Origin of the sequence: Herbaspirillum sp. C7C8, from assembly GCF_022627875.1 — a bacterium.
GTDB lineage: Bacteria > Pseudomonadota > Gammaproteobacteria > Burkholderiales > Burkholderiaceae_D > Herbaspirillum.
The window spans coordinates 147,052-173,399 of sequence record NZ_JABXGG010000011.1; the positions used below are offsets into that span (position 1 = coordinate 147,052).

The window sequence follows — 26,348 nt, forward strand, 5'->3', positions numbered from 1 at the left end:
AATCAATCAAGCACGCCGGCGGGCGTGGCGCCAGCCAGAGTGAGAGCGCAGCCCGCCGCATCCTTAGCGAGAATGTGAGAGGAAAATGGGAAAAGCAACCGGTTTCATGGAGTACCAGCGCCTGAAAGAGGCCAGCGAGGCACCTGCCGCGCGTACCAAGCATTACAAGGAATTCGTCCTGCACCTCAGCGACGCCGACGCCAAGATTCAGGGCGCGCGCTGCATGGACTGCGGCATCCCCTTCTGCAACAACGGCTGCCCGGTCAACAACATCATTCCCGACTGGAATGATCTGGTCTATCGCGGCAACTACAAGGAAGCCCTGGACACCCTGCACCAGACCAACAACTTCCCCGAGTTCACCGGTCGCATCTGCCCGGCACCCTGCGAAGCTGCCTGCACCCTGGGCATCAACAATGACGCCGTGGGCATCAAGTCGATCGAGCACTTCATCATCGACAAGGGCTGGGAAAACGGCTGGGTCGTGCCGCAACCTGCTGCGGTCAAGACCGGCAAGAAGGTCGCCGTGGTCGGCTCCGGTCCTGCCGGCCTGGCCGCTGCCCAGCAGCTGGCGCGCGCCGGTCACGACGTGACCGTGTTCGAGAAGAATGACCGCGTCGGCGGCCTGCTGCGTTATGGCATCCCCGACTTCAAGATGGAAAAGTCGCACATCGACCTGCGCGTGGAACAGATGAAGGCCGAAGGCGTGAGCTTCCGCACCGGCGTTTTCGTCGGCAAGGAATTCCCCGAGACCGTCAACAACTGGTCCAAGGAAACCGTCACTCCCGAAGAACTGAAGAAGGAATTCGATGCCGTCGTCATCGCCGGTGGTGCAGAGTCCCCGCGTGACCTGCCGGTGCCGGGCCGCGAGCTGAAGGGCGTGCATTTCGCCATGGATTTCCTGCCGCTGCAGAACAAGGTCAATGCCGGCGACAAGCTCAAGAACCAGATCATGGCCACCGGCAAGAACGTGGTCGTCATCGGCGGTGGCGACACCGGCTCCGACTGCGTCGGTACCTCCAACCGTCATGGTGCGGCTTCGGTGACCCAGTTCGAACTGATGCCGCAACCGCCGGAGTCCGAAAACAAGCCGCTGGTCTGGCCATACTGGCCGATCAAGCTGCGCACCTCTTCCTCCCACGAGGAGGGTTGCGCACGTGACTTCGCAGTGACCACCAAGCGACTGGAAGGCAAGGGCGGCAAGGTCGAGAAGCTCATCGCTGCGCGCGTCGAGTTCAAGGACGGCAAGATGGTCGAAGTGCCCGATTCGGAATTCGAGATCAAGGCTGACCTGGTGCTGCTGGCCATGGGCTTCGTCTCGCCGGTGCAGCAGGTACTGGATGCCTTCGGCGTCGAGAAGGATGCGCGCGGCAATGCCAAGGCCACTACCGATGGCGAAGGCTGCTACAAGACTTCGGTGGACAAGGTCTTTGCGGCCGGTGACATGCGTCGTGGCCAGTCGCTGGTGGTGTGGGCGATCCGCGAAGGTCGCCAGTGCGCACGTGCAGTCGATGAGTTCCTGATGGGTTCTTCGCTGCTGCCGCGCTGATGCACTTGGCTGCCCCGGCGATGTGCGCCGGATGTTTCATATGATTTATATGTTTTATATGATTTATATGGTTTAAAAAGTAGTGCAGAAAGTTTGTGTGACTCTGGACCCGGAACGACGCAAGTCGGTCCGGGTTTTTTTTCGTCCCCCGGCCAGCGTCCCATGCGGTGCGGCGGCGCGTGTAAAATGGCCCATCGCCGCACGTCGGCACCACTCCTACGCACATCGCAATGGCAACTCCGATCCGTTATAGCATCACGTCCCTCGATCCAGCTTCCCACCTTTACGACGTCAGCATCACGGTCGATGCGCCGGCCGCCGACGGGCAGGTGTTCTCGCTGCCGGCCTGGATTCCGGGCAGCTACATGATCCGCGAGTTCGGCAAGAACATTGTGCAACTGCGTGGTCAATCCAATGGCCGCAAGGTGGCAGTGAAGAAGCTGGACAAGCACACCTGGCAAGCCGCGCCCTGCAAGGGCGCGCTCACGCTGCACTATCAGGTGTATGCCTGGGACTTGTCGGTGCGCACGGCCCACCTGGACCGTACGCATGGCTTCTTCAATGGCACCAGCGTCTTCCTGGCCGCGCATGGTTTCGAGGATGGTGAGCAGGTGGTCGATATCGTCCGTCCGGAAGGGGAGGACTTCAAGCGCTGGCGCGTGGCCACGGCCATGCCGGAACTCAAGGCCAAGCGCTATGGTTTCGGGACTTACGTCGCACCGAACTACGATGCACTGATCGATCATCCGGTAGAAATCGGTGACTTCGCATTGGCCACCTTCCAGGCCCATGGCGTGCCACATGATGTGGTCATCACGGGCCGCGTCCCCAATCTCGACATGGCTCGCCTGTGCGACGACCTCAAGAAGATCTGCGAGGCCCAGATCGCCTTCTTCGAGCCGCGCAGCAAGCGTGCGCCCATGGATCGCTACGTCTTCATGACGCTGGCCGTGGGCGATGGCTACGGCGGTCTTGAGCACCGTGCATCGACCGCACTGATCTGCTCGCGCGCCGACCTGCCGGTCAAGGGCAAGCCGGAGCAGACCGATGGCTACCGCACTTACCTCGGCCTGTGCAGCCATGAGTATTTCCACACCTGGAACGTCAAGCGCATCAAGCCCGCAGTGTTCGCTCCCTACGACCTGCGCCAGGAAAACTATACTTCGCTGCTGTGGCTCTTCGAGGGTTTCACCAGTTATTACGACGATCTGTTCCTGGTGCGCACCGGTGTCATCGATATCGACAATTACCTCAAGCTGCTCGGCAAGACCGTCACCGGCGTGTTGCGCGGGACCGGGCGCAAGAAGCAGAGCGTGGCCGAGTCCAGTTTCGATGCCTGGGTGAAGTATTACCGCCAGGATGAGAATGCCAGCAATGCCATCGTCAGCTACTACACCAAGGGTTCGCTGGTGGCGCTGGGACTGGACCTGACCATCCGCGCCCAGACCCGTGGCCGCCGCTCGCTCGATGATGTGATGCGCGGACTGTGGGTACGCTATGGCCGCGACTTCTACGACGGCAAGCAGCAGGGCGTGCCGGAAGACGAGATCCTGGCCATCATGGAAGAGTTGAGCGGCGCTGACCTCAAGCGTTTCCATGACCGTCACATCCGTGGCACCGAGGACGTGCCGCTGGAGGATCTGCTGCCTGCCTTCGGCGTGGCCTATGAAGCCAGCCTGCCGGCCGATGCCAGACCGTGGCTGGGTGCGCGTATCGGCAAGGAAGGGGGCGATGCCAAGCTGGCCGCCGTGTATGAAGGCGGGCCGGCGATGCAGGCCGGGCTGTCGGCGGGCGACCGGCTGGTGGCCATCGATGGCCTGCGCGTACCGGCCTCGGGACCGGACGGTTTGCTGGCCCGTTATCGCCTGAACGACACCGTGCGTGTCCACGCCTTCCGTCGTGATGAACTCATGGAGTTCGGCGTCAAGCTCAAGTCCGATAGCGCGCCGCAGGTCAGCCTCAAGACGCTGGCCAAGCCGGTGGCGGTGCTGCGTCTGCGCAAGGCCTGGCTCAACAGTAGTAAATAATTTGCTGATGTTGCGCCGGTCCGCATCGGGCGGCGCACTTTTGGCGTCCTGCCATTTCCGCTTGTTTTGAAAAGTTGCGGTGAGGAAAATCTCCTGTAAGATGAGAATACCGCAGAGCTTGCGTTGCGCATAAGACCACTGGCCAATCAGGCACAGGCTGCACGCCTTCTCTGTTTTTCGGGCTGACCCACGACGGCCCGTCATTTCATCCACAAGGAGAGGTATGAGTATCCTGGAGTTAAGTCTGATCGTGGCCGTCGCGGCCATTCTGCTGCTGGTTCTGATCATCGCCATCACGCTGCGCCGCGTGGTGCCGACCAACATGGTCCACATCGTGCAGACCTCGCATTCAAGCACCCCCTACGGACGCGGCAAGCCCGCCGGCAATACCTACTACGCTTGGCCTAGTTGGGTGCCCAAACTAGGCATCACGGTGACCGAATTCCCCGAGAGCATTTTCCAGGTCGCGCTGAACAACTACGAAGCCTATGACAAGGAGCGTCTGCCCTTCGTCATCGATGCCGTGGCCTTCTTCCGCGTCGACAATGCCGAGACGGCGGCGCAACGCGTAGCTACCTTCGATGCCTTGCACACCGATCTCAAGGCTGTGCTGCAGGGCGCGGTGCGTCGCGTGCTGGCCACCAATGCGCTGGAAGACATCATGCAGTCGCGCGCCGAACTGGGCGCGCAATTCACGATGGAGGTACAGGAGCAAATCTCGCAATGGGGCGTGCTGCCGGTGAAGACCATTGAATTCATGGACCTGCGCGACGCCAATGGCAGCACCGTCATCAACAACGTGATGGCCAAGGAAAAGTCGCGCATCGAGATGGAAAGCCGGGTCAAGGTCGCCGAAAACCAGCGTCAGGCAGAGCTGGCCGAGATTGATGCCAAGCGGACCGTGGAAGTGCAGCGTCAGGATGCGGCCCAGCAGATTGGCTTGCGTACGGCGGAAAAGGAAAAGCAGGTCGGTATCGCCAACGAGCAGGCCCAGCAGGAAATCAAGGCCGCTGCCAAGACCACCACCGAGCGCGACATGGATGTGAAGAAGGTGCAGGAAGTACGCGGCGCCGAAATCGCACGCGATGTGGCGGCGGTGCGGGCCGAGCAGGAGAAGCAGGTGGCGGTGGTCAATGCGGATGCCCAGAAGCAGGTGCAGGTCATCAATGCTGACGCCCAGAAGCAGGCGGTCACCACCCGGGCCGAGGGTGACCTCGCCGCTGCGCTCAAGGAAGCCGATGGTGTGCGCGCACGTGGTGAGGCCGCCGCCGCCGCCGAGCAGGCCATGCTGATGGCGCCCGTGACCACGCAGATCCAGCTGGCCAAGGAGATCGGTGCCAATGCCGGTTACCAGCAATACCTGATCACTATCAAGCAGGTCGAAGTGGGACGTGACGTCGGTATCGAAATGGCACGCGCCATGCAGCATGCGGACCTGAAGGTGATCGCCAATGCCGGCGACATGCAGCAGGGCGTGGCCAAGTTGGGCGACCTCTTTACGCCTGCCGGCGGCACCAAGCTGACCGGTATGCTCGCCGCCCTGAGCCAGACGCCGGAGGGCAAGCAGTTCCTCGATCACGTGGCGCCGCTGCTGGCCAAGGGGGGCACTACCGGCGCGCTGGTCGGGGCCGCGACCCGGAATCCTGCGGCGGCAGCATTGGCCGGTGAGGCCGCAGAAAAATGAAGGGAAAGAAGTGGAGAGAAGAGAAGCTTGATATCGAGTCAGCTCATCTCCCCGCATCTAGAACGCATCTCACGCCTATTTATGAAATGGGTTCTAGCATCAGAGCCCGTTAACGAAAAAACCCGCCAACGCAAATTGGCGGGTTTTTTCTTGCAGCGGAAAAAGCGAATTACTTGGCTTCTTCAGCGCCGCCTGCAGCAGCTTCACCTTCAGCAGCCACTTGACCAGCCGGCACGGTGGCGGTGGCGATGGTCAGGTTTTCCTGGGTCACGGCGGTCACGCCGTTGGGCAGCTTCAGATCAGCCAGGTGGATCGATTGACCGACATCCAGCTTGGCCAGGTCGACTTCGATGAACTCAGGCAGGTTCTTCGGCAGGCAGGTCACGTCCAGTTCAGCAGCCACGTGGCTGATGATGCCGCCGTGCAGCTTGACGGCCGGCGAGACTTCAGCGTTCACGAAGTGCAGGGGCACCTTGGTGTGCAGCTTCTGGGAAGCATCCACGCGTTGGAAGTCAACGTGCAGGACCAGTTGCTTGAACGCGTGGACTTGGAAGTCACGCAGCAGCACTTGCTCGACCTTGCCGTCGATTTCCAGGTCCAGGATGGACGAGTGGAAGGTTTCCTTCTTCAGGGCGTGGTACAGCGCGTTGTGGTCAACAGCGATGTTGGTCGGTGCAGCGGTGCCACCGTAGACGATACCCGGGGTTTGACCCGCGCGACGCAGGCGGCGGCTCGCTCCGGTGCCCTGTTCATTACGCGGAAAGGCGATGACTTTCATTTGATAACTCCAATGTTGGCGGAGCTCGTCGTGGAATCATTCCATGGACGGTTGCCCCGTGAGATAAATATTCCCCGCGACCAGGGAATACGAAAAAACCTCGCTACGAAAAAACGCAGCGAGGCGAATGCAAAATCTTATTCAGCAAACAGCGACATCACCGAGTCACCCTTGGTGATGCGCTTGAAGGTCTCGGCCAGCAGGTCGGCGCAGGTCAGCTGACGCACCTTCGGGCAGCCGCGTGCAGCTGGCGACAGCGGAATGGTGTCGGTAACGACCAGTTCATCCAGCGGCGAATTGGCGATGCGATCGATGGCCGGACCCGACAGCACGGGGTGCGTACAGTAAGCCACGACCTTCTTGGCGCCACGTTCCTTCAACACTTCAGCTGCCTTGGTCAGGGTGCCGGCGGTATCGACCATGTCATCCATGATGACGCAGTTGCGGCCTTCGACTTCACCGATGATGTTCATCACTTCGGAGACGTTGGCCTTCGGACGGCGCTTGTCGATGATGGCCAGGTCGCAGTTCAGGCGCTTGGCCAGCGCACGGGCGCGCACCACGCCGCCGACGTCGGGCGAAACGACCAGCAGGTCGTCGTAGTTCTTGTTGACCAGGTCACCCAGCAGGATAGGCGAGGCGTAGATGTTGTCCACCGGGATATCGAAGAAGCCCTGGATCTGGTCTGCGTGCAGATCCATGATCAGGACGCGCTCGACGCCGGCTTCCTGCAGCATGTTGGCCACGACCTTGGCCGAGATGGCAACCCGTGCCGAACGCGGGCGGCGGTCCTGGCGGGCATAGCCGAAGTAGGGGATGGCGGCGGTGATGCGACCGGCCGATGCGCGCTTCAAGGCGTCGACCATGATCATGATTTCCATCAGGTTGTCATTGGTCGGTGCGCAGGTGGACTGCAGCACGAAGACGTCCTTGCCGCGAACGTTTTCATTGATCTCGACCATGACTTCGCCGTCGGAGAACTTGGAAACGTTGGCCTTGCCCAGCGGGATACCGAGTTTCTCAGCGACGCCGCGCGCCAGTTCGGGGTTGGCGTTGCCCGTAAAAACCATCAGGTTCTCAAGTGCCATGTGGGTATCCCTGAATGCAATCGTTAAAAAGTCGAAAAGCCGACAATGCTTGACTTGTTCGGTCTCACATTGACGGCTTATTTTTCTGACTGGACCCGGGCCTCAATGAAAGGCCTGTCCGAATTAAATGGCAGGGGAACAAGGATTCGAACCTTGGAATGCCGGAATCAAAATCCGGTGCCTTAACCAGCTTGGCGATTCCCCTACGCAACTTGCTGTTTGCCGTGCCGGCGCGCTCATCATCAGGCGCTGCGTCTTCGTCAAACCAATTCTCAATTTCAATTCTTTATCACGACTGCACTAAATGGGCGAGAGGATGTTCCTGCATCGCTTTGGCTTTCCAGCCGATCCAGCGCGAAGGCAACTGCTTGAGCACTTCGTCTGCCTCATGTTCGTGTTCGAATGCACAAAACACACAGGCGCCAGATCCGGTCATCCTTGCACTCCCGAATTTGCCCAGCCACTCGACTGCCGCTGCCACTTCGGGGAAATGCGCACTTGCCACCATTTCCAGATCGTTCTTCCCGAAGCTGGAAGCAACTTGTTTCGTCGCATCAGGAAAGTCCGTTATTCTGACGGGTTGCGTATCCCTTGTCAACAACTTTGAAGAAAAAATTATCGAAGTTGGAACAGATACGCCCGGTTCGATCACCACATACCAGCAATCTGCCGTACGCAGTGCCGACAATTCTTCGCCCACACCTTCGGCGAAAGCATTGCGACCGAACAGGAAGAAGGGAACATCGGCACCCAGCTTCAAGCCCATCTCCATCAGCGAGGCGCGATTGTAGCCGCATTTCCATAGATGATTCAAGACCAGCAGCGTCGTGGCCGCATCGGAAGAACCGCCACCGACACCGCCGCCCATGGGCAGCAGCTTGTGCACCGTGATGTCGGCGCCCAGGTGCTGCTGGCCGCTGGCCTGGCGCAGCAGGTGCGCGGCGCGGATGACCAGGTCGGATTGCTCGGGCACGCCGGCGACCTCATTGGTACGGCGGATCTGCCCATCCTCACGCAGACTGAAGTCGAGCGTGTCGCAACGGTCGATGAGCTGGAAGGCCGATTGCAGCAGGTGATAGCCGTCCGCACGACGACCGGTCACGTGCAGGAACAGGTTGAGCTTGGCCGGCGCCGGGCAGGCGGTGAGGGTGGTGGTCATGCTTGGTACGGATTCTTCAGTTGAGGAGCGGGCTGGATGAAGGGCTGGGGCTCGGGGCTCTCAGGGTTTCTTCCAGCCGTCTATGGCGATGCGGATCGCCACCTTGCCGGCCTGCGTGGTATTGCGGGTCAGGTCGATGCGCTTGGGCCGCGTCTGGCCGCTGGCGGCATCGCTTTCCCAATTGGCATAGGTGACGCGCCAGCCATCACGGGTGGTGAAGCTGGCGTCGTTCTCGCCCGCCCTGGCCACGAAGGGCTTGCCGTTGGCATCGATGCCGCTGCCCTGCAGCCACTGGCGCATGCCGGAGACCGGCAGCGGCCAGCCCAGCGATTGCGCGGCCAGCGCATCCACATCGGCGGCCACCTGCGGTGCTCGGCCCGACTGCACCAGCGTGGCGATGCCGGGCTTGACGTTGATGGTGGCCACCGTCTGGCCCAGCGGCGAGAACATCTCCAGGTTCAGCTCCTGTGGGGTCTGCTTCCAGAAGAAGCTGCCATGCAGGGATTGCGGACGCTCATCCTGTTCGTACTGTACCGAGATACGGCCATCGATCTCGATGCTGCTCTGGTAGGCCGGTGCGGTCGCGCCAGGGGAGACCGCATCCCGTGATGCCGTGGCGCAACCGCCCAGCAGAGCGACCAGACAGAGGGCTGCCCCCCTCTGGAAAGCGCGTGTTTTGCTCATAACTTCACATTCAGACGCGCCAGCGTGCTTTTCAGGACTTCATTGCCAGGTTCCTTGAGGCTGACTTCGCGCCAAATCTTGCGCGCTTCGTCCTGCTTGCCATTGGTCCACAGGACTTCACCCAGGTGCACGCCGATCTCCACATCCGCCCGCAAGGCATAGGCGTGGCGCATCTGGGTCTCGGCCTCCTGCATGCGGCCCAGGCGGAACAGCACCCAGCCCAGGCTGTCGGCGATGAAGGCATCGTCCGGTGCCAGGTCGGCGGCCTTCTGGATCAGCTCCAGCGCTTCGGGCAGACGGATGTTGCGATCGGCCAGCGAGTAGCCCAGGGCATTGTAGGCATGCTGGTTGCCCGGTGCCAGCTGCATGACGCGGCGCAGCTGCTTTTCCATCTCGTCGTACCGGCCCAGCTTTTCCAGGACCATGGAATAGTCATAGAGCAGGTCGGTATTGTTGGGGAAGCGCTGCAGGCCGGCCTTGAGCACGTCGGCCGCTTCCTGGTTGCGGTTGGCATCGCGCAAGAGGCTGGACTCGGCCAGCATCAGCTGCAATTGCTCGCCGTCGTTGGTCGATTCGGCCTGGGCATCTTCCAGCGCCTTGCGGGCGCCTTCGATGTCGTTCTTGCGGGCCAGCAACTGGGCGCGTCGCACCTGGATGTTGACATAGCCATCGGTTCCCGGCTCGGCCTGGTCCAGATAGCGCAGGGCCGAATCCAGGTCACGCCGCTCCTCGGCGATGCGCGAGAGCAGCAGCAGCGCCTGGCTGGGGTCGCGGTCTTCCTCGGGCTGGGCCGAGAGTACCTGCAGGTAGCGCTGCAGATAGTATTCGGCATCCTTCAACTGATCGGTCTGGGCCGAGAGCACACCCAGGGCGAACAGGGTGGTGGCGTCTTCGCTGTCTTCCTTCAACAGGGTCTCGAACTGGCTGCGGGCCTTCTTGTAGTCCTTCTGCTCGACCAGGCTGCGCGCATAGGCGACCCGCACTTCGCGGGCATCGGGATACTTGCGCAGGAAGTCCGTCACCAGCCTGGTCGCATCCTTGTTGTTGGAGGCGACCTGGGCGGCGGTGAGCACGGCCAGTTCCGAATCGGGCTTGATCTTCATGGCGGCAGCGGCTTCGCGCTGGGCGGTGCTGCCATCGCCCATGCTGAAGGCGCCCTGGGCCAGGGCCAGGTGGGTTTCCATCAGATCGCCGTAGGGCTTGCTGATATTTTGCAGGATGGTGTAACCGGCCTGTTTGTCCTTGGCGCGGGACAGCAGGCGCTGGATCTGTAGCAGCATCGGGCCGCGCGCCTGCGGGGCGGCGTCGGCCAGGCGCTGGTTCAGCAGCGGCTCGATCTCGTCGATGCTGTCCGAGAGCATGATCAGACCCAGGTAATTCTGCAGGGCTTCATCCGAATGCGGGGCCAGTTCGGTCCACAGGCGCACGGCCACCAGGGCTTCGCTGGGCTGGCGCGCGGCCACGGCCATTTCGGCGGCGCGCTTGGCCAGGCGCGGGTCGCGCGTCTGCTGGGCAGCCGCCAGCATGGTCACGTAGGCCGATTGCCACTGACCGCGCTGGAAGGCGATCTCGGCGGTCAGCACTTTGTAGAGAATGTCCTCGCTCAGCGCTACGGCGGGCAGCGCGTCTTCCTGCGGCTGGACCTTGGCCTTGGCCGCCTTCTTGCGATGGGCAGCCTTGGCCGAAGCCGTCTTCTGGTCCTGGGCCGCCTGGGGGTTCTCCTTGTCGCCGGGCTGCTGGAAGCTTGAACAGGCAGTCAGCAGCAGGGAACTGGTGAGGAGGGCGATGGTTTTTTTCAAGATGTCATCCTGACGATTCGAAGAGGTTCGATTTTACGCGCAACAACCGTGGCGTTGCTGACCGCGCCGATAGCGCAGTGTAATCCATCTTTGACATCCATCTTTGACAAGCTTCTGCACACAGGTTGCACGCAGATTGCACAGGAGGCTTCAGGTCTTGATTTCGACAAGTGCATTATCATATGCAGCTTCCTGCTCGTCCTCGGGATCACCGCGATCCGCAAGCCCATGCCTGAATTACCAGAAGTCGAAGTCACCCGCCGCGGGGTCGCCCCCCATCTGGAGGGGCGGACCGTCAGCGGCGTCGTGCTGCGCCATACCGGCCTGCGCTGGCCCTTCCCTGCGGGACTGCATGCGCTCCTGGCCGGGCGCGTGATCCGCAGCACCGGCCGGCGCGGCAAGTATCTGCTGATCCATTTCGACCATGGCACGCTCATCGTGCATCTGGGCATGTCCGGCCATCTGCGCATCCTGCCGCCGGGCATCGCACCGCAAAAGCATGACCACTTCGATCTCGAAGTCGGCGGCCAGGTCATGCGCATGACCGATCCGCGCCGCTTCGGCGCCATCCTCTGGCACGACCTGGCCGATGGCGACATCGAGGAGCACCTGCTGCTGCGCGGCCTGGGTGTGGAGCCGCTGGAAGAGCAGTTCAGCGCCCGCGCACTGTTCAATCAGACGCGCGCACGCAGCGCCCCCATCAAGCAGGTGCTGCTGGCCGGCGACATCGTGGTCGGCGTGGGCAATATCTACGCCTCCGAAAGTCTCTTCAAGGCGCGCATCCATCCCAAGACGCCTGCCGGCAAGATCAGCCTGGTGCGCTACGAACGTCTGGCCGAGGCCATCCGCGAGACGCTGGCGGCGGCCATCGAGCAGGGCGGCAGCACGCTGCGCGACTTCATCGCGGTCAACGGGCAGTCGGGTTACTTCCAGCAGAATTATTTCGTCTACAACCGTACCGGCGAACCCTGCCGCATCTGCGCTGCGCCGATCCGCCAGATCAAGCAGGGCCAGCGCTCCACCTTTTATTGCGTGAGTTGCCAGAAATGAAGGGACTCGTCCAACCGCGCGGCAAGCAGGCGGCTGCCGGCCAATCCGCCGCCGCAGAATATGAAGACCCCTCCTTTTCGGCGGCAGTCATCGCCTGGCAGAAGCAGCATGGCCGTCACAAGCTGCCCTGGCAGAACACGCGCGATGCCTATCGCGTGTGGCTCTCCGAGATCATGTTGCAGCAGACCCAGGTGGCTGCCGTCATTGCCTATTACCAGCGGTTCCTGGAACGCTGCCCGGATGTCTTCACACTGGCTGCCGCACCGTCCGAAGACGTGATGGCGCTCTGGAGCGGCCTGGGCTACTACACCCGCGCGCGCAACTTGCACAAGTGTGCGCAGCGCGTGGTGGCCGAATACGGTGGACGCTTTCCCGACGATCCCGACCTGCTGGCCGACCTGCCCGGCATCGGTCGCTCGACGGCGGCGGCCATCGCTGCCTTTTCCTATGGTCGGCGCGCGGCCATCCTCGATGGCAACGTCAAGCGCGTCTTTGCGCGGGTGTTCGGCATCGATGGCTATCCCGGTGCCAAGCCCATCGAAGACCAGCTCTGGCTGCGTGCCGTGGCACTGCTGCCCGATGAGCATATCGAGTCCTATACCCAGGGTCTGATGGACCTGGGCGCGACCCTGTGCGTGCGCGGCAAGCCGGCCTGCCCGCGCTGCCCGCTGGCCACACGCTGCGTGGCGCTGGCCGAGGACCGCGTGAGCGAACTGCCGGTGAGCAAACCGAAGAAGGCCGTGCCGGAAAAGGAAACGGTGATGCTGGTCATCACCCAGGGAGAAGACGTGTTGCTGGAGCAGCGCCCCGACAGCGGTATCTGGGGCGGTCTGCTGTCCCTGCCGGAAATCGGCGTGGGCAATGCCGAACACTTCGACACCGCCGTGCGCACGCTGGTGGCGCCCTATGGTGAACTGGACGGCTGCCGCAAGCTGCAACCGTTCTCGCACGTCTTCACGCACTTCAAGCTGCATGTCGCACCCTTCCAGGTGGCGCTGAAGCACCGTAGCCATGGCATCGCCGAGCGCGGCCTGGTGTGGTACCCGGCGCGCAAGCTGGCCGGTGCGCCCTTGCCGGCGCCGGTCAAGAAACTCTTGCTGGGGGTCTTGCGGTCGGATGATCTCCTGGCCACTACCTGAACAGTTCACCTGACAGTCGTGCTCCCGCTACCTGACACTTCAGTGTCGAGCTGCTGACAGTTCAGCAGCGCGCGCCTGTCAGTTCAGTTGCCGATGCCTGCACACCACCTGTTCAGTGGCGCGGAAGTGACTGGCCAGTTGTTCGGCCAGATAGACCGAGCGATGCTGGCCACCGGTACAGCCGATGGCGACCGTGAGATAGCTGCGGTTGTCATTCTTGAAGGAGGGCAGCCACTTTTCGACGAAGCCGCGGATGTCGTTGAACATGTCGGCCACCTCCGGGTCGGCGGCCAGGAAGTCGATCACCGGTGCATCGCGCCCGGTCAGCGGGCGCAGCTCGGCGTCGTAGTGCGGGTTGGGCAGCATGCGCACGTCGAAGACCAGGTCGGCATCCAGCGGCAGGCCATGCTTGAAGGCGAAGGATTCGATCAACAGCGTCAGCGGCGAGCGTTCCAGATCCACCAGTTCCTTGATCCAGCGGCGCAGCTTGTTGGAACTGAGCTGCGAGGTATCCATTACCAGGCCGATGTTTTGCAGGTCGCCCAGCATTTCCTTTTCCACCGCAATGCACTCGGTCAGAGTCAGGCGATCGGCCGGATTGCGGCCCGGCAGCAGGCGATGCGACAGCGGATGGCTGCGGCGGGTCTCGGAGAAGCGGGTGATGAGGGTTTCGTCGGAGGCGGTCAGGAAGACCACCTTGACATCGTGACCATCGGCGCGCAACTGCTCGATGTCAGTGCGCAGGGTGGCCAGGGAGTCGGCACTGCGCGCATCGGTGGCCACGGCCAGCATGCTGGCGCCTTCCCGGATGCGGGTGCGCACCAGGTCGCACAGCAGCGAGGGCGGCAGGTTGTCGACGCAGAAATAGCCGGCGTCTTCCAGCACGTGCAGTGCTACCGATTTGCCGGAGCCGGAAATGCCGGTGATAAGAACGATTCGCATGGCGCCCATCATAACGCATCGTCCGTGCATGCGTGGCGACAGGAAGATGACAAACGCGCCGGACAATTTTTCTCGGTTGGCGGGAAATGCCCGTCGGGCGGGCATTTCCGGGGGGCGGCTTATTCGCCGTTCATGGCGCGGCGCTGGCGTTCGATGAATTCCTTCAAGGTATCGATGCCGCGCAGTTGCAGGATGGTATTGCGCACGGCAGCTTCCAGCAGCACCGCGATGTTGCGGCCGGCCGCAACCGGAATGACCACCTTGCGGATGGGCAGGCCCAGCACTTCTTCGTATTGCGCATCCAGCGGCAGGCGTTCGTAGTTTTCTTCCAGCGTGCTGCGGCGGACCAGGTGCACGATCAACTTCAGGCGCATCTTGCGACGCACGGCGGTCTCGCCAAAGATGGCCTTGATGTCCAGGAGGCCCAGACCGCGCACTTCAAGCAGATTGGCCAGCAGCGGCGGACAACGACCCTCGATCATGTTGGGGGCGATGCGGGCGAACTCCACCGCATCATCGGCCACCAGGCCATGGCTGCGTGAAATCAGTTCCAGCCCCAGTTCGCTCTTGCCCAGGCCGGATTCCCCGGTGATGAGCACGCCCACACCGAGCACATCCATGAACACGCCGTGCATGGTGATCTGCTGCGCCAGTTTCTTGGACAGATACACGCGCAGGTAGTCGATCACCTGTGCCGCGGGCAGCGGCGTGGAAAACAGCGGGATGCTCTTTTCGTCGCATACCGCCAGGATATCGGGCGGGGTCGACAGGCCCTGCGCGATGATGAAGGCAGGCGGTTCACCGGCCACCAGCTCGGCCGTCTGGTAGGCGCGCGAGGTGTTGGACAGACGGTTGTAGTACTCGATTTCCTGATGGCCGAAGACTTGCAGGCGACCCGGGTGGATCAGGTTCAGGTGGCCGACCTGGTCCGAGGCCGAGACGGCATCGCCCGAGATCAGCCGTTCGCCGCCGGGGAAACCAGCAAACCAGCCCAGTTGCAGGGACTCTCGGTTTTCTTCGTACAACTGCTGAATCGACAACGCGGAATAGTTGGGCATGGAGATCCGGATCTGCAGACAGGGTGGGATGCGGCAAGGCCGCCGGGGGGATGCAGCGGGGCTGCGTCGACCTCAGCCGGCTTTTTCCATCGAAGTCTGCCAGGTCACGATGCGGGCATGCACCACGGCGGGATCGGACTCGATGGTCAGTTCGTTGCGGAAGGCATCATCGGAAAACATCTCAGCGATTTCCGAGAGGATTTCCAGATGTTGTTGCGTCACATTGTCAGGAATGAGCAGGAACACCAGCAGCTTGACCGGTTGGCCATCGGGCGACTCGAAGGGAATCGGCGCGGCCAGGCGCATGAACAACGCCAGCGGTGCCTTCAGGCCCTTGATGCGACCGTGCGGCACGGCCACGCCATGACCCAGTCCGGTCGAACCGAGACGCTCTCGTGCGAACAGGTTTTCGGAAACGGTGGAGCGGGCGATGCCGCTGTTGTTTTCGAAGGTCAGGCCGGCTTGTTCGAAAGCTCTTTTTTTGCTGGAGACTTCCAGATCCAGAACCACGTTTTCTGGAGACAGGATTTTTGCGAGATTAGTCATGACGCTCAAGGAATTGCTACGGACTGAAGCTTTGAGCAGGATTATAGGCTTCTTTGCCGATGGCGTAAGGCTTTGAAAGCGCTGAACAGGAGGGGATTTCGGGCAGAGAACCGTGAATTGCCGCGAGTTGTTGACTGAAGGTCGATGATTGTTGGCAACACCTGCCTCAATGGACAGGATGCCGTGATGCTTGGTGACAAAGTGCGCGCCGGGGCTGCGATGAGGCGGTCCGGCGCGCAGGTGGCACATGCTGGCTTTACATTTCGATGCGGCCGAAGATCAGCAGCACATCGCCGTTGTTCTTGTTGGCCGACAGGCGCGGCACGTAGGCGAACATGATCTTGCCCTTGCGGGTGCCGATGGAAGCCAGCGGCAGCGGCACCGGGAAGGGCACGCTGTGGAAGTAATCCTGGCGGCTCATCAGCATGGCGGTACCGCCCAGGCCCAGTTCCAGCCCGGTCTTGGCGATCGGAAACACCCATTCATAGGCGTAGCCGGCCATGTATTGCGGATGACGGTGCGAATCCTTGAGGACGAAGCCGTACAGGGATTCATCATTGCCCTGCTCGTTGCGCAGGGTCTTGCCATAGCCCAGGCCCCAGGCGTGCTCGTTGAGCTCATTGAGCTTCTCGCGGGTATAGGTGCTGCGGCCATGATGGGCCACGCCGGACAGGTAGATGGCGCCATCGCCCTGGTCCCAGATGTTGGCGGCGTGGTCCTTGGTTTGTTGCCAGAGGCTGTCCTGGTTGCCTTCGGCGTGGGCGGCAGGCGCCACGGCCAGGGTGGCGGCACACAGGAGCGTCGCTTGACGCAGCATCGCGCCAAAAGTGAAGGAGGCGGCCTGGCGCCGGGGCTGGGGGGTGATTTTCATGATTGTGATGAACGGAAATGCAAAAAAACGCGGCGACCGGGAAATGACGCAGGAACGGATGAAGACGAGTCTGGGCGACCGGAAAGGCGAGTCGCTCACCAGCTCATCCGCAAAGGATGGACAGACAGGATGGCAAAAATATCCCGCAAAATGCGTCTTGCTGAAAAGCAAAATGTTACCAAATCACAAGAGCCATCGCTATCGCCGAAAGACGACGATCTGGCCTCCGGTAGGATCTGGTAACAATTTGCTGACGCTGTGCGGCGTGCGGGCCGCTGCGAGCAGGGGCCTTACTGGCGCGCGTTGCGCAATTGCGAAGGCTGCTTGGCGCTGGAGAAATTGCTGCGCCAGGGGTTGATGTCCAGTCCGCCGCGCCGGGTGTAGCGGGCATAGACGGCCAGCTTCTGCGGTTTGCAGTAGCGCAGGATGTCGGTGAAGATGCGTTCCACGCATTGCTCGTGGAATTCATTGTGTTCACGGAAGCCGATGATGTATTTCAGCAGCCGCTCCTGGTCGATGGGTGCGCCCACATACTGGATCTGCACGCTGCCCCAGTCGGGCTGGCTGGTCACCGGACAGTTGGACTTGAGCAGGTGCGACACCAGGGTCTCTTCCACCGTGGCTTCCTCCGTATTGGCGCGCAGCAGGCTGCCATCGGGATGGGCGCCCGTAGTGGTCGGTTCGATTTCCACATCGAGGCGGTCCAGCAGCAGGCCCGAGAGTTCGCCGAACTGCAACTGGCCGAACTGCGACGATTCCGTCAGCGTCACCTGCACGCTGGCACCCGCGGCGGCCGAGAGATCGGTGCGCAGCTTTTCAACCAGCTGCTGGGCACTTTCCAGACGTTCCTGATTGAATGAATTCAGATAGAGCTTGAAGGACTTCGATTCGATGATGTTGGGCGAATCGGCCGGCACCATGAAAGTGGCGATGGCAATCTGGGGTTTGCCGCGCAGGTTCAGCCAGGAGATTTCATAGGCGGTCCAGAAGTCGGCACCGAAGAAGGGCAGGGTACCGCTGATCTGCAATTCGGCGCGCTTGGGCGCGCGCGCAATCGGGAACAGCAGGCTGGGGTCGTAATGGGTCGGATATGCCGAGCTCTTGCCCAGGGGCGAGCTTTCCGGCGTATGGCCGACGATGGATGCGGACGGGGTGGTATGGTCCATGTGAATACTCCTGCGGTGCTGCGGGTGACGTTCTGTGATGTTGCCGCCGCGCGCCGTTGACAGGGCGCGCGGCGTCGGCGTTGATCAGCCGAGGAAGAGCTTGTACAGCGGGTTCTTGGTTTCGTCCCAGTGGCGATAGCCCAACTGGGCCAGGAAGGCGCGGAATTCCTTCATTTCCTTCTTGGGCACTTGCAGGCCGATCAGGATGCGGCCGACATCGCCGCCCTGGTTGCGGTAGTGGAACAGGCTGATGTTCCAGCCGGGGTTCATGCTGGAGAGGAACTTCATCAGCGCGCCCGGACGCTCCGGGAATTCGAAGCGATAAAGCAACTCATCGCCCGCCAGTTCACTCTTGCCACCGACCAGGTGACGGATGTGGACCTTGGCCAGCTCATCATGGGTCAGATCGAGCACGCCAAAACCGGCCTTCTCGAAATTGCGCGCGATCTTGCCGGCCTCGTCCGCTGCCGAGACCTGGATACCGACGAAGACGTGCGCTGCCCTGGCATCGCTGATGCGGTAGTTGAACTCGGTGACGTTGCGCGGTCCCACGGTTTCGCAGAAGCGGCGGAAGCTGCCGCGTTCTTCCGGAATGGTGACGGCGAAGACGGCTTCACGGGCCTCGCCGTTGTCGGCCATTTCGGCCACGAAGCGCAGGCGGTCGAAGTTCATGTTGGCGCCGCAGGCGATGGTGATCAAGGATTCGCCCTTGATCGGCTTCTTGCTGGCCTTTGCGCGCTCCACGTACGCCTTGGCACCGGCCACGGCCAGTGCACCGGCGGGTTCGACGATGCTGCGGGTATCCTGGAAGATGTCCTTGATGGCGGTGCAGACGGCATCGGTGTCGACGATGATGATCTCGTCCACCAGCTCCCTGGCGATGCGGAAGGTTTCTTCACCCACCAGCTTGACGGCCGTGCCGTCCGAGAACAGGCCCACGTCCGGCAGCGCCACCCGGCGGCCGGCCTTGAGGCTGCGGGCCATGGCGTCGGAGTCGGTGGTCTGCACGCCGATGATCTTGATGTCCGGGCGCACCGCCTTGACGTAGGAGGCCACGCCCGCGATCAGACCGCCCCCGCCGATGGCCACGAAGATGGCGTGGATCGGTTCCGGGTGCTGGCGCAGGATTTCCATGCCCACCGTGCCCTGACCGGCGATCACGTAGGGATCGTCGAAGGGGTGCACGAAGGTCAGTTTCTGTTTCTTTTCCAGCGTCAGCGCGTGTTCGTAGGCATCCGTGAAGGAATCACCGAAGAGCACCACTTCGCCGCCGCGCGCCTTGACGGCATCGATCTTCACCTGCGGGGTGGTGGTGGGCATGACGATCACCGCCCGGCAACCCAGGCGCGCTGCGGAAAGGGCCACACCCTGGGCGTGGTTGCCGGCCGAGGCGCAGATGACGCCGCGCTTCAGTTGCGGCGGACTCAGGTGGGCCATCTTGTTGTAGGCGCCGCGCAGCTTGAAGCTGAACACGCTCTGCATGTCTTCACGCTTGAAGTAAATTCGATTATCAATCCTTTGCGACAGCGTATTCGCCAGTTCCAGCGGGGTTTCTTGGGCGACGTCGTAGACGCGGGCGGTCAGGATCTTTTTCAGATAATCGTTACTCATGTTGGTCATCAGTGAAGTGAAGTCAGGCGAGCAGCAGCGGGTTCAGGCGCGGTCATATCGCAATCAGGTAAAGGAAATAAAGGCTGGGTAAGCCGCTTGGGGTTCCCCGTGGGCCAGGCTGGCTGGTCGCCGGTCCGGGCCAGGGGAACTGGGCATTATAAGGGAGCCGGGCCAGGCAAGGCCAAGCGCGCAAGGTCAAGGGGATATTCGAGGAGAGATATGAATGTTTCTCCCATTCTTGAAATCAAGCACTGCGGCACCAGCTAGAATGCACCCTGCGCCATTCAACCGGGCTTGACGGATGGCAAGTTTCCTCCCTGGCTGCGGCCAGTTCTCCACCTACCTGCCATCTGCATGATCGAATCCGCCGTTCTCTGGCTGCTCAACATCCTCGCCATTCCCACTGTGGGCCTGACCTCGGTATTCCTGATCAGCTTCATTTCGGCCACCTTGCTGCCACTGGGTTCGGAACCGGCGGTCTTTGCCGTCATCAAGGCCAGTCCGGAGATGTTCTGGCCGGTGATTCTGGTGGCAACCTTCGGCAATACCCTGGGCGGCATCGTCGATTACTGGATGGGGTATGGGGCCAAGCAGGCTTTCGCCAAGGAGCGCGCCTCGCGCTGGTTCCACTGGCTGGAACGCTTCGGCGCCAAGACCATGCTGCTGGCCTGGCTGCCCGGCATCGGCGACCCCATCTGCACCCTGGCCGGCTGGCTGCGCCTGCCATTCTGGCCTTCGGTGTTCTATATGGCCATCGGCAAGTTCATCCGCTATGTGCTCATGACCTGGCTGCTGCTGAACGTGCCGGACGGGTTCTGGCACAAGCTGGGGGCCTGGTTGGCGTAGATTTTCGAGAAAGATGAAGGAAAAGGTGCCGCAAGGGCGCCCCGGCCGGTTTTCAGACAGGCAGGTGAATCATCCTGCCAAAGTCGGGACCAGGCTCTCGACCAGGCGAATGGCCAGGAAGGTCGCCGTCACGCCCAGCACGGCCAGGTGGCGGGTCTTGAGCTTCACGGCCAGGCCGGTATCTTCGTTGAGAATGGCAGTGTGCATGGTGATCTCCTTGCTAAGTCGTCCAGGCCCGGGTCAGGCCTTGCATTGGGCATAGTCGGCCAGGGTGAGGGCCAGGTTTTCCAGGAATTCGGTCATCAGGGTCTGCAACATGGGGTCCTCCTTGAGGGGATGGGGTCAGGGCATGTCCCTGATGGCTGTGTGGATGAGATGAATTATAGATTTTTACAATCAAATTATAGAAATTGATTGTATTTATAAATTCAATTGGGGGAGCCTATCGCCGCCCGGGGCTTTGCAGACCTGGCCGAAACCCGGGGCCGGGCATCGCGAGTTTTGCCAATAGGCTAAAATGCACCTCCGGCAGCAGATTTACCTCATACATCGATGAACGCCCCCGCACAGATCCAGGCTTTGCTTACAGACGCGCCGCATGGCGCCGCGACCCCGCGCTTGCGCGAAATCCCTTACAACTACACTTCCTTCTCCGATCGCGAGATCGTGATCCGGTTGTTGGGCGAAGCCTCCTGGTCCCTGCTGGACGAGCTGCGCGGCAAGCGCCAGACCGGCCGTTCGGCGCGCATGCTGTATGAAGTATTGGGCGATATCTGGGTGGTCCGCCGCAATCCCTACCTGCAGGACGACCTGCTGGACAACCCCAAGCGCCGCGCCGCCCTGATCGAGGCGCTGAACCATCGCATCAACGAAGTCGACAAGCGCCGCCTGGCCACCGATCTGGCCGAATCCGGCGACGCCGAGGCCCAGCGCCGCAGCGCCAGCGTGGAAGCCTTGCTCAAGGCGGCCAAGAAGGCCATTGGCGACTTCGCCGAAGAATTCCGCCAGACCTACGATTTGCGCCGCCGCGCCACCAAGGTGCTGGGCCGCTATACCGCCCGCGACAACATCAAGTTCGACGGCCTCTCGCGCGTCTCGCACGTGACCGACGCCACCGACTGGCGCGTCGAGTACCCCTTCGTGGTGCTGACCCCGGACAGCGAAGACGAGATGGCCGGCCTGGTCAAGGCCTGTATCGAACTGGGCCTGACCATCATCCCGCGCGGCGGCGGCACCGGTTATACCGGCGGCGCCATTCCGCTCACGCCCCTGTCGGCTGTCATCAATACCGAAAAGCTGGAACAGCTGGGCGCGGTCGAAATGACCATGCTGCCCGGCGTGGACAAGCCCTACGCCACGATCTATTCGGGCGCGGGCGTGGTCACCAAGCGCGTCTCGGATGCGGCTGAAAAGGCCGGTTTCGTGTTCGCCGTGGACCCGACGTCTGCTGAAGCCTCGTGCATCGGCGGCAACGTCGCCATGAACGCCGGCGGCAAGAAGGCCGTGCTGTGGGGCACCGCCCTGGACAACCTGGCCAGCTGGCGCATGGTCGATCCGCAAGGCGACTGGCTGGAAGTGACCCGCCTGGACCACAACCTGGGCAAGATCCACGACGTGGAAGTGGCGCGCTTCAAGCTGGAGTGGTCGCATCCCGGCGAAAAGGGCCAGAAGACCGAAGTCTTCAAGACCGAAATTCTGGAAATCTCCGGCAAGAAATTCCGCAAGGAAGGCCTGGGCAAGGACGTCACCGACAAGTTCCTCTCGGGCCTGCCGGGCGTGCAGAAGGAAGGCTGCGATGGCCTGATCACCTCGGCCCGCTGGATCCTGCACAAGATGCCCAAGCAGACCCGCACGGTCTGCCTGGAATTCTTTGGCCAGGCGCGCGATGCGATTCCCTCGATCGTCGAGATCAAGGATTACCTGGACGCCGAAACCAAAAAGGGCGGCGCCATCCTGGCCGGCCTGGAACATCTGGACGAGCGCTACCTGCGCGCGGTCGGCTATGCCACCAAGTCCAAGCGCGGCGTGCTGCCCAAGATGGTGCTCATCGGCGACATCGTAGGTGACGACGAAAACGCCGTCGCGGCCGCCGCCTCGGAAGTGATCCGCATGGCCAACAACCGCGTGGGCGAAGGCTTCGTGGCCGTGAGCCCGGAAGCGCGCAAGAAATTCTGGCTGGACCGCTCGCGTACCGCCGCCATCGCCAAGCACACCAACGCCTTCAAGATCAACGAAGACGTGGTGATTCCGCTGAACCGCATGGGCGAATACACCGACGGCATCGAGCGCATCAACATCGAACTGTCGATCAAGAACAAGCTGCAACTGCTGGCCGAACTGGACAGCTTCTTCGTCAAGGGCAACCTGCCGCTGGGCAAGAGCGATGACGCCGAGGGTGACGACATCCCCGCCGCCGAAATGCTGGAAGACCGCGTCCACCAGGCCGAAAGCCTGCTGGAACAGACCCACGCACGCTGGTCCTACCTGCTGGCCAACCTGGACAAGCCGCTGGGCGACGCCAAGGGCGAACTGGCCGCGCTGGGCCTGGAAAAGATGCTGCCGGTGTTCGAGCAGCGCCTCATCGACCAGCCCGAAGCCGCTGTCTTCCACGTGGTGCAGGATCGCACCGTGCGCATTTCCTGGAAGCAGGAAGTGCGTGCGCAACTGCGCCAGATCTTCTCGGGCGCGGCCTTCAAGCTGATCCTGGAAGAATGCCAGGCCATCCACAAGCGCGTGCTGCGCGGCCGCGTCTTCGTGGCGCTGCACATGCACGCGGGGGATGGCAACGTGCACACCAACATCCCGGTCAATTCCGACCACTACGAAATGCTGCAGGATGCCCACGTCGCCGTGGCGCGCATCATGAAGCTGGCCCGTTCGCTCAATGGCGTGATCTCGGGCGAGCACGGCATCGGCATCACCAAGCTGGAATTCCTGACCGAAGACGAGATCGGCGAATTCCGCGAATACAAGAAGCGCGTGGACCCCGAAGGCCGCTTCAACAAGGGCAAGCTCCTGAACCTGCCCGGCATGGAAGCCGACCTGTCCAACGCCTATACGCCGTCGTTCGGCCTGATGGGCCACGAGTCGCTGATCATGCAGCAGAGCGACATTGGCGCGATTGCCAGCAGCGTCAAGGACTGCCTGCGCTGCGGCAAGTGCAAGCCGGTCTGTTCGACCCACGTGCCGCGTGCCAACCTGCTGTACTCGCCGCGCAACAAGATCCTGGCGACTTCGCTGCTGGTGGAAGCCTTCCTTTATGAAGAGCAGACCCGCCGTGGTGTCTCCATCAGGCATTGGGAAGAATTCGAGGACGTGGCCGACCACTGCACGGTGTGCCACAAGTGCGTCACGCCTTGCCCGGTCGATATCGACTTCGGCGATGTCTCGATGAACATGCGCAACCTCTTGCGCAAGATGGGCAAGAAGTCCTTCAATGCCGGCACCAATGCGGCCATGTTCTTCTTGAACGCCACCGACCCGGCCACCATCAACGCCACCCGCAAGGTGATGACGCAGTGGGGCTTCAAGGCGCAGCGCCTGGGCAACGACCTGATGAAGAAGTTTGCGAAAAAGCAGACCCAGAAACCGCCCGCCACCGTCGGCAAGCCGCCGGTGAAGGAACAGGTGATCCACTTCATCAACAAGAAGATGCCGGGCAACCTGCCCAAGAAGACCGCGCGCGCCTTGCTGGATATCGAGGATGACAAGATCGTCCCCATCATCCGCAATCCCAAGACCACCACGGCCGATACGGAAGCGGTGTTCTACTTCCCGGGTTGCGGTTCGGAGCGTTTGTTCTCGCAGGTCGGTCTGGCCACGCAAGCGATGTTGTGGAACGTGGGCGTGCAGACGGTGCTGCCGCCGGGCTACCTGTGCTGCGGCTATCCGCAGCGTGGTACTGGCGACTTCGAAAAGGGCGAGAAGATCATCACCGACAACCGTGTGCTGTTCCATCGCATGGCCAATACGCTGAACTACCTCGACATCAAGACCGTCGTGGTCTCCTGCGGCACCTGCTACGACCAGTTGCAGGGCTATGAATTCGAAAAGATCTTCCCCGGCTGCCGCATCATCGACATCCACGAATATCTGCTGGAGAAGGGCGTCAAGCTCGAAGGTGTGACCGGTACCCGCTACATGTACCACGACCCCTGCCACAGCCCGATGAAACAGCAGGATCCGCTGAAGACCGTCAACTCGCTCATCACCACGGTGGACGCGCAGAAGATCGAGAAGAACGATCGCTGCTGCGGCGAGTCGGGCACCTTCGGTGTCTCGCGTCCGGATGTTTCGACCCAGGTCCGCTTCCGCAAGGAAGAGGAAATGAAGAAGGGCAGCGACAAGGTCCGCGCCGATGGCTTCACCGGCGACGTCAAGATTTTGACCTCCTGCCCGTCCTGCTTCCAGGGTCTGTCGCGCTACAACGAGGATGCCGGCACCACAGCCGACTACATCGTGGTCGAGATGGCGCGTCATCTGCTGGGCGAGAACTGGATGCCGGAATACGTCGAGCGCGCCAACAATGGCGGCATCGAACGCATCCTGGTGTAAGCGGAGGCGCTGACGATGAGCCAGATTCCTGCCTGCGAATTGTGTGCCGGTGACGGCGGCGAAGTGCTGTGGCGCCATCCCGAGTTCCGGGTGGTGCTGGTCGATGAGCCGGATTACCCGGGCTTCTGCCGTGTGATCTGCAATGCGCACGTCAAGGAAATGACCGACCTCGCCCCGGCGCAGCGCACCCGCATGGCCAATGCGGTGTGGGCGGTCGAGGCCGCACAGCGCGAAGTGATGCAGCCCGAGAAGGTCAACCTGGCCACGCTGGGCAACATGACGCCGCACGTGCACTGGCACGTGATTCCGCGCTTTACCGATGATCGTCATTTCCCCAGCCCGGTCTGGGCCGAGCCACGCCGTGCGGCCGATGCTGCCAGCCTCGACGCGCGTCGCGCGCTGCTGCCGCAATTGCGCGAAGCGGTGCGCCAGCAGCTCGATGCAGCAGGTCTGACGGCCTGATCTGCAAGCTACTGCGCAAGCCCGGCCTGGACAGCTCCGGCCGGGTTTGCATTTCTTCTTACGAATTTCAAGGGAGAGCCCATGAGCGCCCCGTCTTCTCCGGTTCCGGTGTCCTTCAAGGTGCGCAAGCGCTCGCGCGTGGTCGAAGTCGAGTTCGATGATGGTGTGATGTTTTCCTTGCCCTTCGAACTGATGCGCGTCTATTCGCCTTCGGCCGAAGTGCGCGGCCACGGGCCGGGTCAGGAAGTGCTGCAGACCGGCAAGCGCGATGTCGAGATCCACGGCATCGAACCGGTCGGCAACTACGGCGTCAAACCGCTGTTCTCGGACGGCCATGCCAGCGGCATCTTCACCTGGGATTACCTCTACCAGCTCGGCCGTGACCAGGCCGCGATGTGGGAAGCCTATCTGCAAAAGCTGGAAGCGGCCGGCTTCACGCGCGACAGCGGGCGCGATCATCAGCCCGAGGCCAGCGGTGGCCATGCTTGTGGCCATGCGCACTGAACTGCGCTGATCCGTAGCGCCTCCTGCTGATCCAGGGCAAGCTCTGCGCGGGCCCGTCTCTTATAATGTCGTCTTCATTGTTACAGGCCCAGCCATGACCAACACCACCCATTTCGGTTACGAAACCGTCAAAGAAGAAGAGAAGGTCCGCAAGGTCGCGGAAGTGTTCCACTCCGTCGCTGCCAAGTACGATGTGATGAACGACTTCATGTCGGCGGGCCTGCACCGCATCTGGAAAGCCTTCACCATCGCCCAGGCCGGCGTGCGTCCGGGCTTCAAGGTGCTCGACATCGCCGGTGGCACCGGTGACCTCTCCAAGGTCTTCGCCAGGCAGGCCGGTCCGAGCGGCGAAGTCTGGCTCACCGACATCAATGAATCCATGTTGCGCGTGGGCCGTGATCGCCTGCTCAACAAGGGCATCGTCACGCCCACCATGCTGTGCGATGCGGAGAAGCTGCCCTTCCCGGACAATTATTTCGACCGCGTCTCGGTGGCCTTCGGCCTGCGCAACATGACCCACAAGGATGCCGCCCTGGCTGAAATGCGCCGCGTACTGAAACCTGGCGGCAAGCTGCTGGTGCTGGAATTCTCCAAGGTCTGGGAGCCGCTCAAGAAACCCTATGACGTCTATTCCTTCTCGGTCCTGCCGTGGCTGGGCAAGAAGGTCGCCAACGATGCCGACAGCTATCGCTACCTGGCTGAATCGATCCGCATGCACCCCGACCAGGAAACCCTGAAGCAGATGATGGAACAGGCCGGACTGGACCGCGTGCAGTACTTCAACCTGACTGCCGGTGTGGCCGCGCTGCATACGGGCATTAAGATGTAATG

The 26,348-nt window shown here is 61.9% G+C and carries 22 protein-coding genes and 1 tRNA gene; 10 read left to right on the forward strand and 13 right to left on the reverse strand.

Going from position 1 to position 26,348, the window contains the following annotated elements; genetic code table 11:
* The first annotated feature begins 85 nt into the window (after positions 1-85).
* From HWE01_RS14540 to HWE01_RS14550, 3 genes are all read left to right on the forward strand, one after another.
* Complete coding sequence (locus HWE01_RS14540; RefSeq protein WP_241822180.1) at positions 86-1,549, forward strand: glutamate synthase subunit beta; 1,464 nt, start codon at positions 86-88, stop codon at positions 1,547-1,549.
* 230 nt (positions 1,550-1,779) lie between these two features.
* Complete coding sequence (locus HWE01_RS14545; protein ID WP_241822181.1) at positions 1,780-3,576, forward strand: M61 family metallopeptidase; 1,797 nt, start codon at positions 1,780-1,782, stop codon at positions 3,574-3,576.
* A 223-nt stretch (positions 3,577-3,799) separates the two neighbouring features.
* Positions 3,800-5,260, forward strand: coding sequence for an SPFH domain-containing protein (locus HWE01_RS14550; protein WP_008332045.1), 1,461 nt, complete (start codon positions 3,800-3,802; stop codon positions 5,258-5,260).
* A 169-nt stretch (positions 5,261-5,429) separates the two neighbouring features.
* Here HWE01_RS14550 and HWE01_RS14555 read toward each other — a convergent pair whose 3' ends face one another.
* From HWE01_RS14555 to HWE01_RS14580, 6 genes are all read right to left on the reverse strand, one after another.
* Positions 5,430-6,038 carry a 50S ribosomal protein L25/general stress protein Ctc gene (locus HWE01_RS14555; protein ID WP_008332044.1) on the reverse strand — a complete coding sequence of 203 codons (609 nt, stop codon included), beginning with the start codon at positions 6,036-6,038 and terminating at the stop codon, positions 5,430-5,432.
* A gap of 137 nt (positions 6,039-6,175) precedes the next feature.
* Entirely contained in the window at positions 6,176-7,126 is a 951-nt protein-coding gene (locus HWE01_RS14560; protein ID WP_008332043.1) for a ribose-phosphate pyrophosphokinase, read from the reverse strand.
* A 128-nt stretch (positions 7,127-7,254) separates the two neighbouring features.
* Positions 7,255-7,331, reverse strand: a tRNA-Gln gene (locus tag HWE01_RS14565).
* Between the two features lie 84 nt (positions 7,332-7,415).
* Positions 7,416-8,285 carry a 4-(cytidine 5'-diphospho)-2-C-methyl-D-erythritol kinase gene (ispE, locus tag HWE01_RS14570; RefSeq protein WP_008332042.1) on the reverse strand — a complete coding sequence of 290 codons (870 nt, stop codon included), beginning with the start codon at positions 8,283-8,285 and terminating at the stop codon, positions 7,416-7,418.
* Positions 8,286-8,345: 60 nt separating this feature from the next.
* Complete coding sequence (gene lolB / locus HWE01_RS14575) at positions 8,346-8,969, reverse strand: lipoprotein insertase outer membrane protein LolB (RefSeq protein ID WP_241822182.1); 624 nt, start codon at positions 8,967-8,969, stop codon at positions 8,346-8,348.
* Complete coding sequence (locus HWE01_RS14580) at positions 8,966-10,768, reverse strand: tetratricopeptide repeat protein (RefSeq protein WP_241822183.1); 1,803 nt, start codon at positions 10,766-10,768, stop codon at positions 8,966-8,968. Before HWE01_RS14580 ends, lolB begins: the two co-directional genes overlap by 4 nt.
* A gap of 228 nt (positions 10,769-10,996) precedes the next feature.
* On the opposite strand from HWE01_RS14580, the gene mutM reads away from it, so the two are divergent.
* Positions 10,997-11,818 carry a bifunctional DNA-formamidopyrimidine glycosylase/DNA-(apurinic or apyrimidinic site) lyase gene (gene mutM, locus HWE01_RS14585; RefSeq protein ID WP_241822184.1) on the forward strand — a complete coding sequence of 274 codons (822 nt, stop codon included), beginning with the start codon at positions 10,997-10,999 and terminating at the stop codon, positions 11,816-11,818.
* Entirely contained in the window at positions 11,815-12,957 is a 1,143-nt protein-coding gene (gene mutY, locus HWE01_RS14590) for an A/G-specific adenine glycosylase (RefSeq protein ID WP_241822185.1), read from the forward strand. Before mutM ends, mutY begins: the two co-directional genes overlap by 4 nt.
* Before the next feature lie 78 nt (positions 12,958-13,035).
* Here mutY and rapZ read toward each other — a convergent pair whose 3' ends face one another.
* The 6 genes from rapZ to ilvA form a co-directional block, all read right to left on the reverse strand.
* The gene (rapZ, locus tag HWE01_RS14595) at positions 13,036-13,899 is read right to left on the reverse strand and encodes an RNase adapter RapZ (RefSeq protein ID WP_034351259.1); all 864 of its coding nucleotides are present in this window, start codon (positions 13,897-13,899) and stop codon (positions 13,036-13,038) included.
* A 119-nt stretch (positions 13,900-14,018) separates the two neighbouring features.
* On the reverse strand, positions 14,019-14,957 hold the full coding sequence (hprK, locus tag HWE01_RS14600) for an HPr(Ser) kinase/phosphatase (RefSeq protein WP_008332035.1): 939 nt from the start codon (positions 14,955-14,957) through the stop codon (positions 14,019-14,021).
* A 72-nt stretch (positions 14,958-15,029) separates the two neighbouring features.
* Positions 15,030-15,503, reverse strand: a complete 474-nt coding sequence (locus tag HWE01_RS14605; protein ID WP_008332033.1) for a PTS sugar transporter subunit IIA — start codon at positions 15,501-15,503, stop codon at positions 15,030-15,032.
* 256 nt (positions 15,504-15,759) lie between these two features.
* Positions 15,760-16,374, reverse strand: coding sequence for a hypothetical protein (locus tag HWE01_RS14610; protein WP_175344376.1), 615 nt, complete (start codon positions 16,372-16,374; stop codon positions 15,760-15,762).
* A 290-nt stretch (positions 16,375-16,664) separates the two neighbouring features.
* On the reverse strand, positions 16,665-17,540 hold the full coding sequence (gene queF, locus HWE01_RS14615; protein ID WP_241822186.1) for an NADPH-dependent 7-cyano-7-deazaguanine reductase QueF: 876 nt from the start codon (positions 17,538-17,540) through the stop codon (positions 16,665-16,667).
* Between the two features lie 84 nt (positions 17,541-17,624).
* Entirely contained in the window at positions 17,625-19,160 is a 1,536-nt protein-coding gene (gene ilvA / locus HWE01_RS14620; RefSeq protein WP_008332027.1) for a threonine ammonia-lyase, biosynthetic, read from the reverse strand.
* Between the two features lie 345 nt (positions 19,161-19,505).
* Between ilvA and HWE01_RS14625 the strand changes: the two genes are divergently transcribed.
* A complete protein-coding gene (locus tag HWE01_RS14625; RefSeq protein ID WP_008332025.1) occupies positions 19,506-19,997 on the forward strand; it encodes a YqaA family protein in 492 nt (163 codons plus the stop codon).
* Positions 19,998-20,066: 69 nt separating this feature from the next.
* Here HWE01_RS14625 and HWE01_RS14630 read toward each other — a convergent pair whose 3' ends face one another.
* Complete coding sequence (locus HWE01_RS14630) at positions 20,067-20,204, reverse strand: hypothetical protein (protein WP_241822187.1); 138 nt, start codon at positions 20,202-20,204, stop codon at positions 20,067-20,069.
* Between the two features lie 345 nt (positions 20,205-20,549).
* Between HWE01_RS14630 and HWE01_RS14635 the strand changes: the two genes are divergently transcribed.
* The 4 genes from HWE01_RS14635 to ubiE all read left to right on the forward strand — a co-directional run bounded on the left by HWE01_RS14635 (position 20,550) and on the right by ubiE (position 26,346).
* A complete protein-coding gene (locus tag HWE01_RS14635) occupies positions 20,550-24,551 on the forward strand; it encodes a DUF3683 domain-containing protein (protein ID WP_241822188.1) in 4,002 nt (1,333 codons plus the stop codon).
* A gap of 15 nt (positions 24,552-24,566) precedes the next feature.
* On the forward strand, positions 24,567-25,013 hold the full coding sequence (locus tag HWE01_RS14640; protein ID WP_241822189.1) for an HIT family protein: 447 nt from the start codon (positions 24,567-24,569) through the stop codon (positions 25,011-25,013).
* Positions 25,014-25,094: 81 nt separating this feature from the next.
* Positions 25,095-25,517, forward strand: a complete 423-nt coding sequence (locus tag HWE01_RS14645) for a gamma-butyrobetaine hydroxylase family protein (RefSeq protein WP_008332017.1) — start codon at positions 25,095-25,097, stop codon at positions 25,515-25,517.
* A gap of 94 nt (positions 25,518-25,611) precedes the next feature.
* On the forward strand, positions 25,612-26,346 hold the full coding sequence (ubiE, locus tag HWE01_RS14650; RefSeq protein WP_008332016.1) for a bifunctional demethylmenaquinone methyltransferase/2-methoxy-6-polyprenyl-1,4-benzoquinol methylase UbiE: 735 nt from the start codon (positions 25,612-25,614) through the stop codon (positions 26,344-26,346).
* The last annotated feature ends 2 nt before the right edge of the window (positions 26,347-26,348 follow it).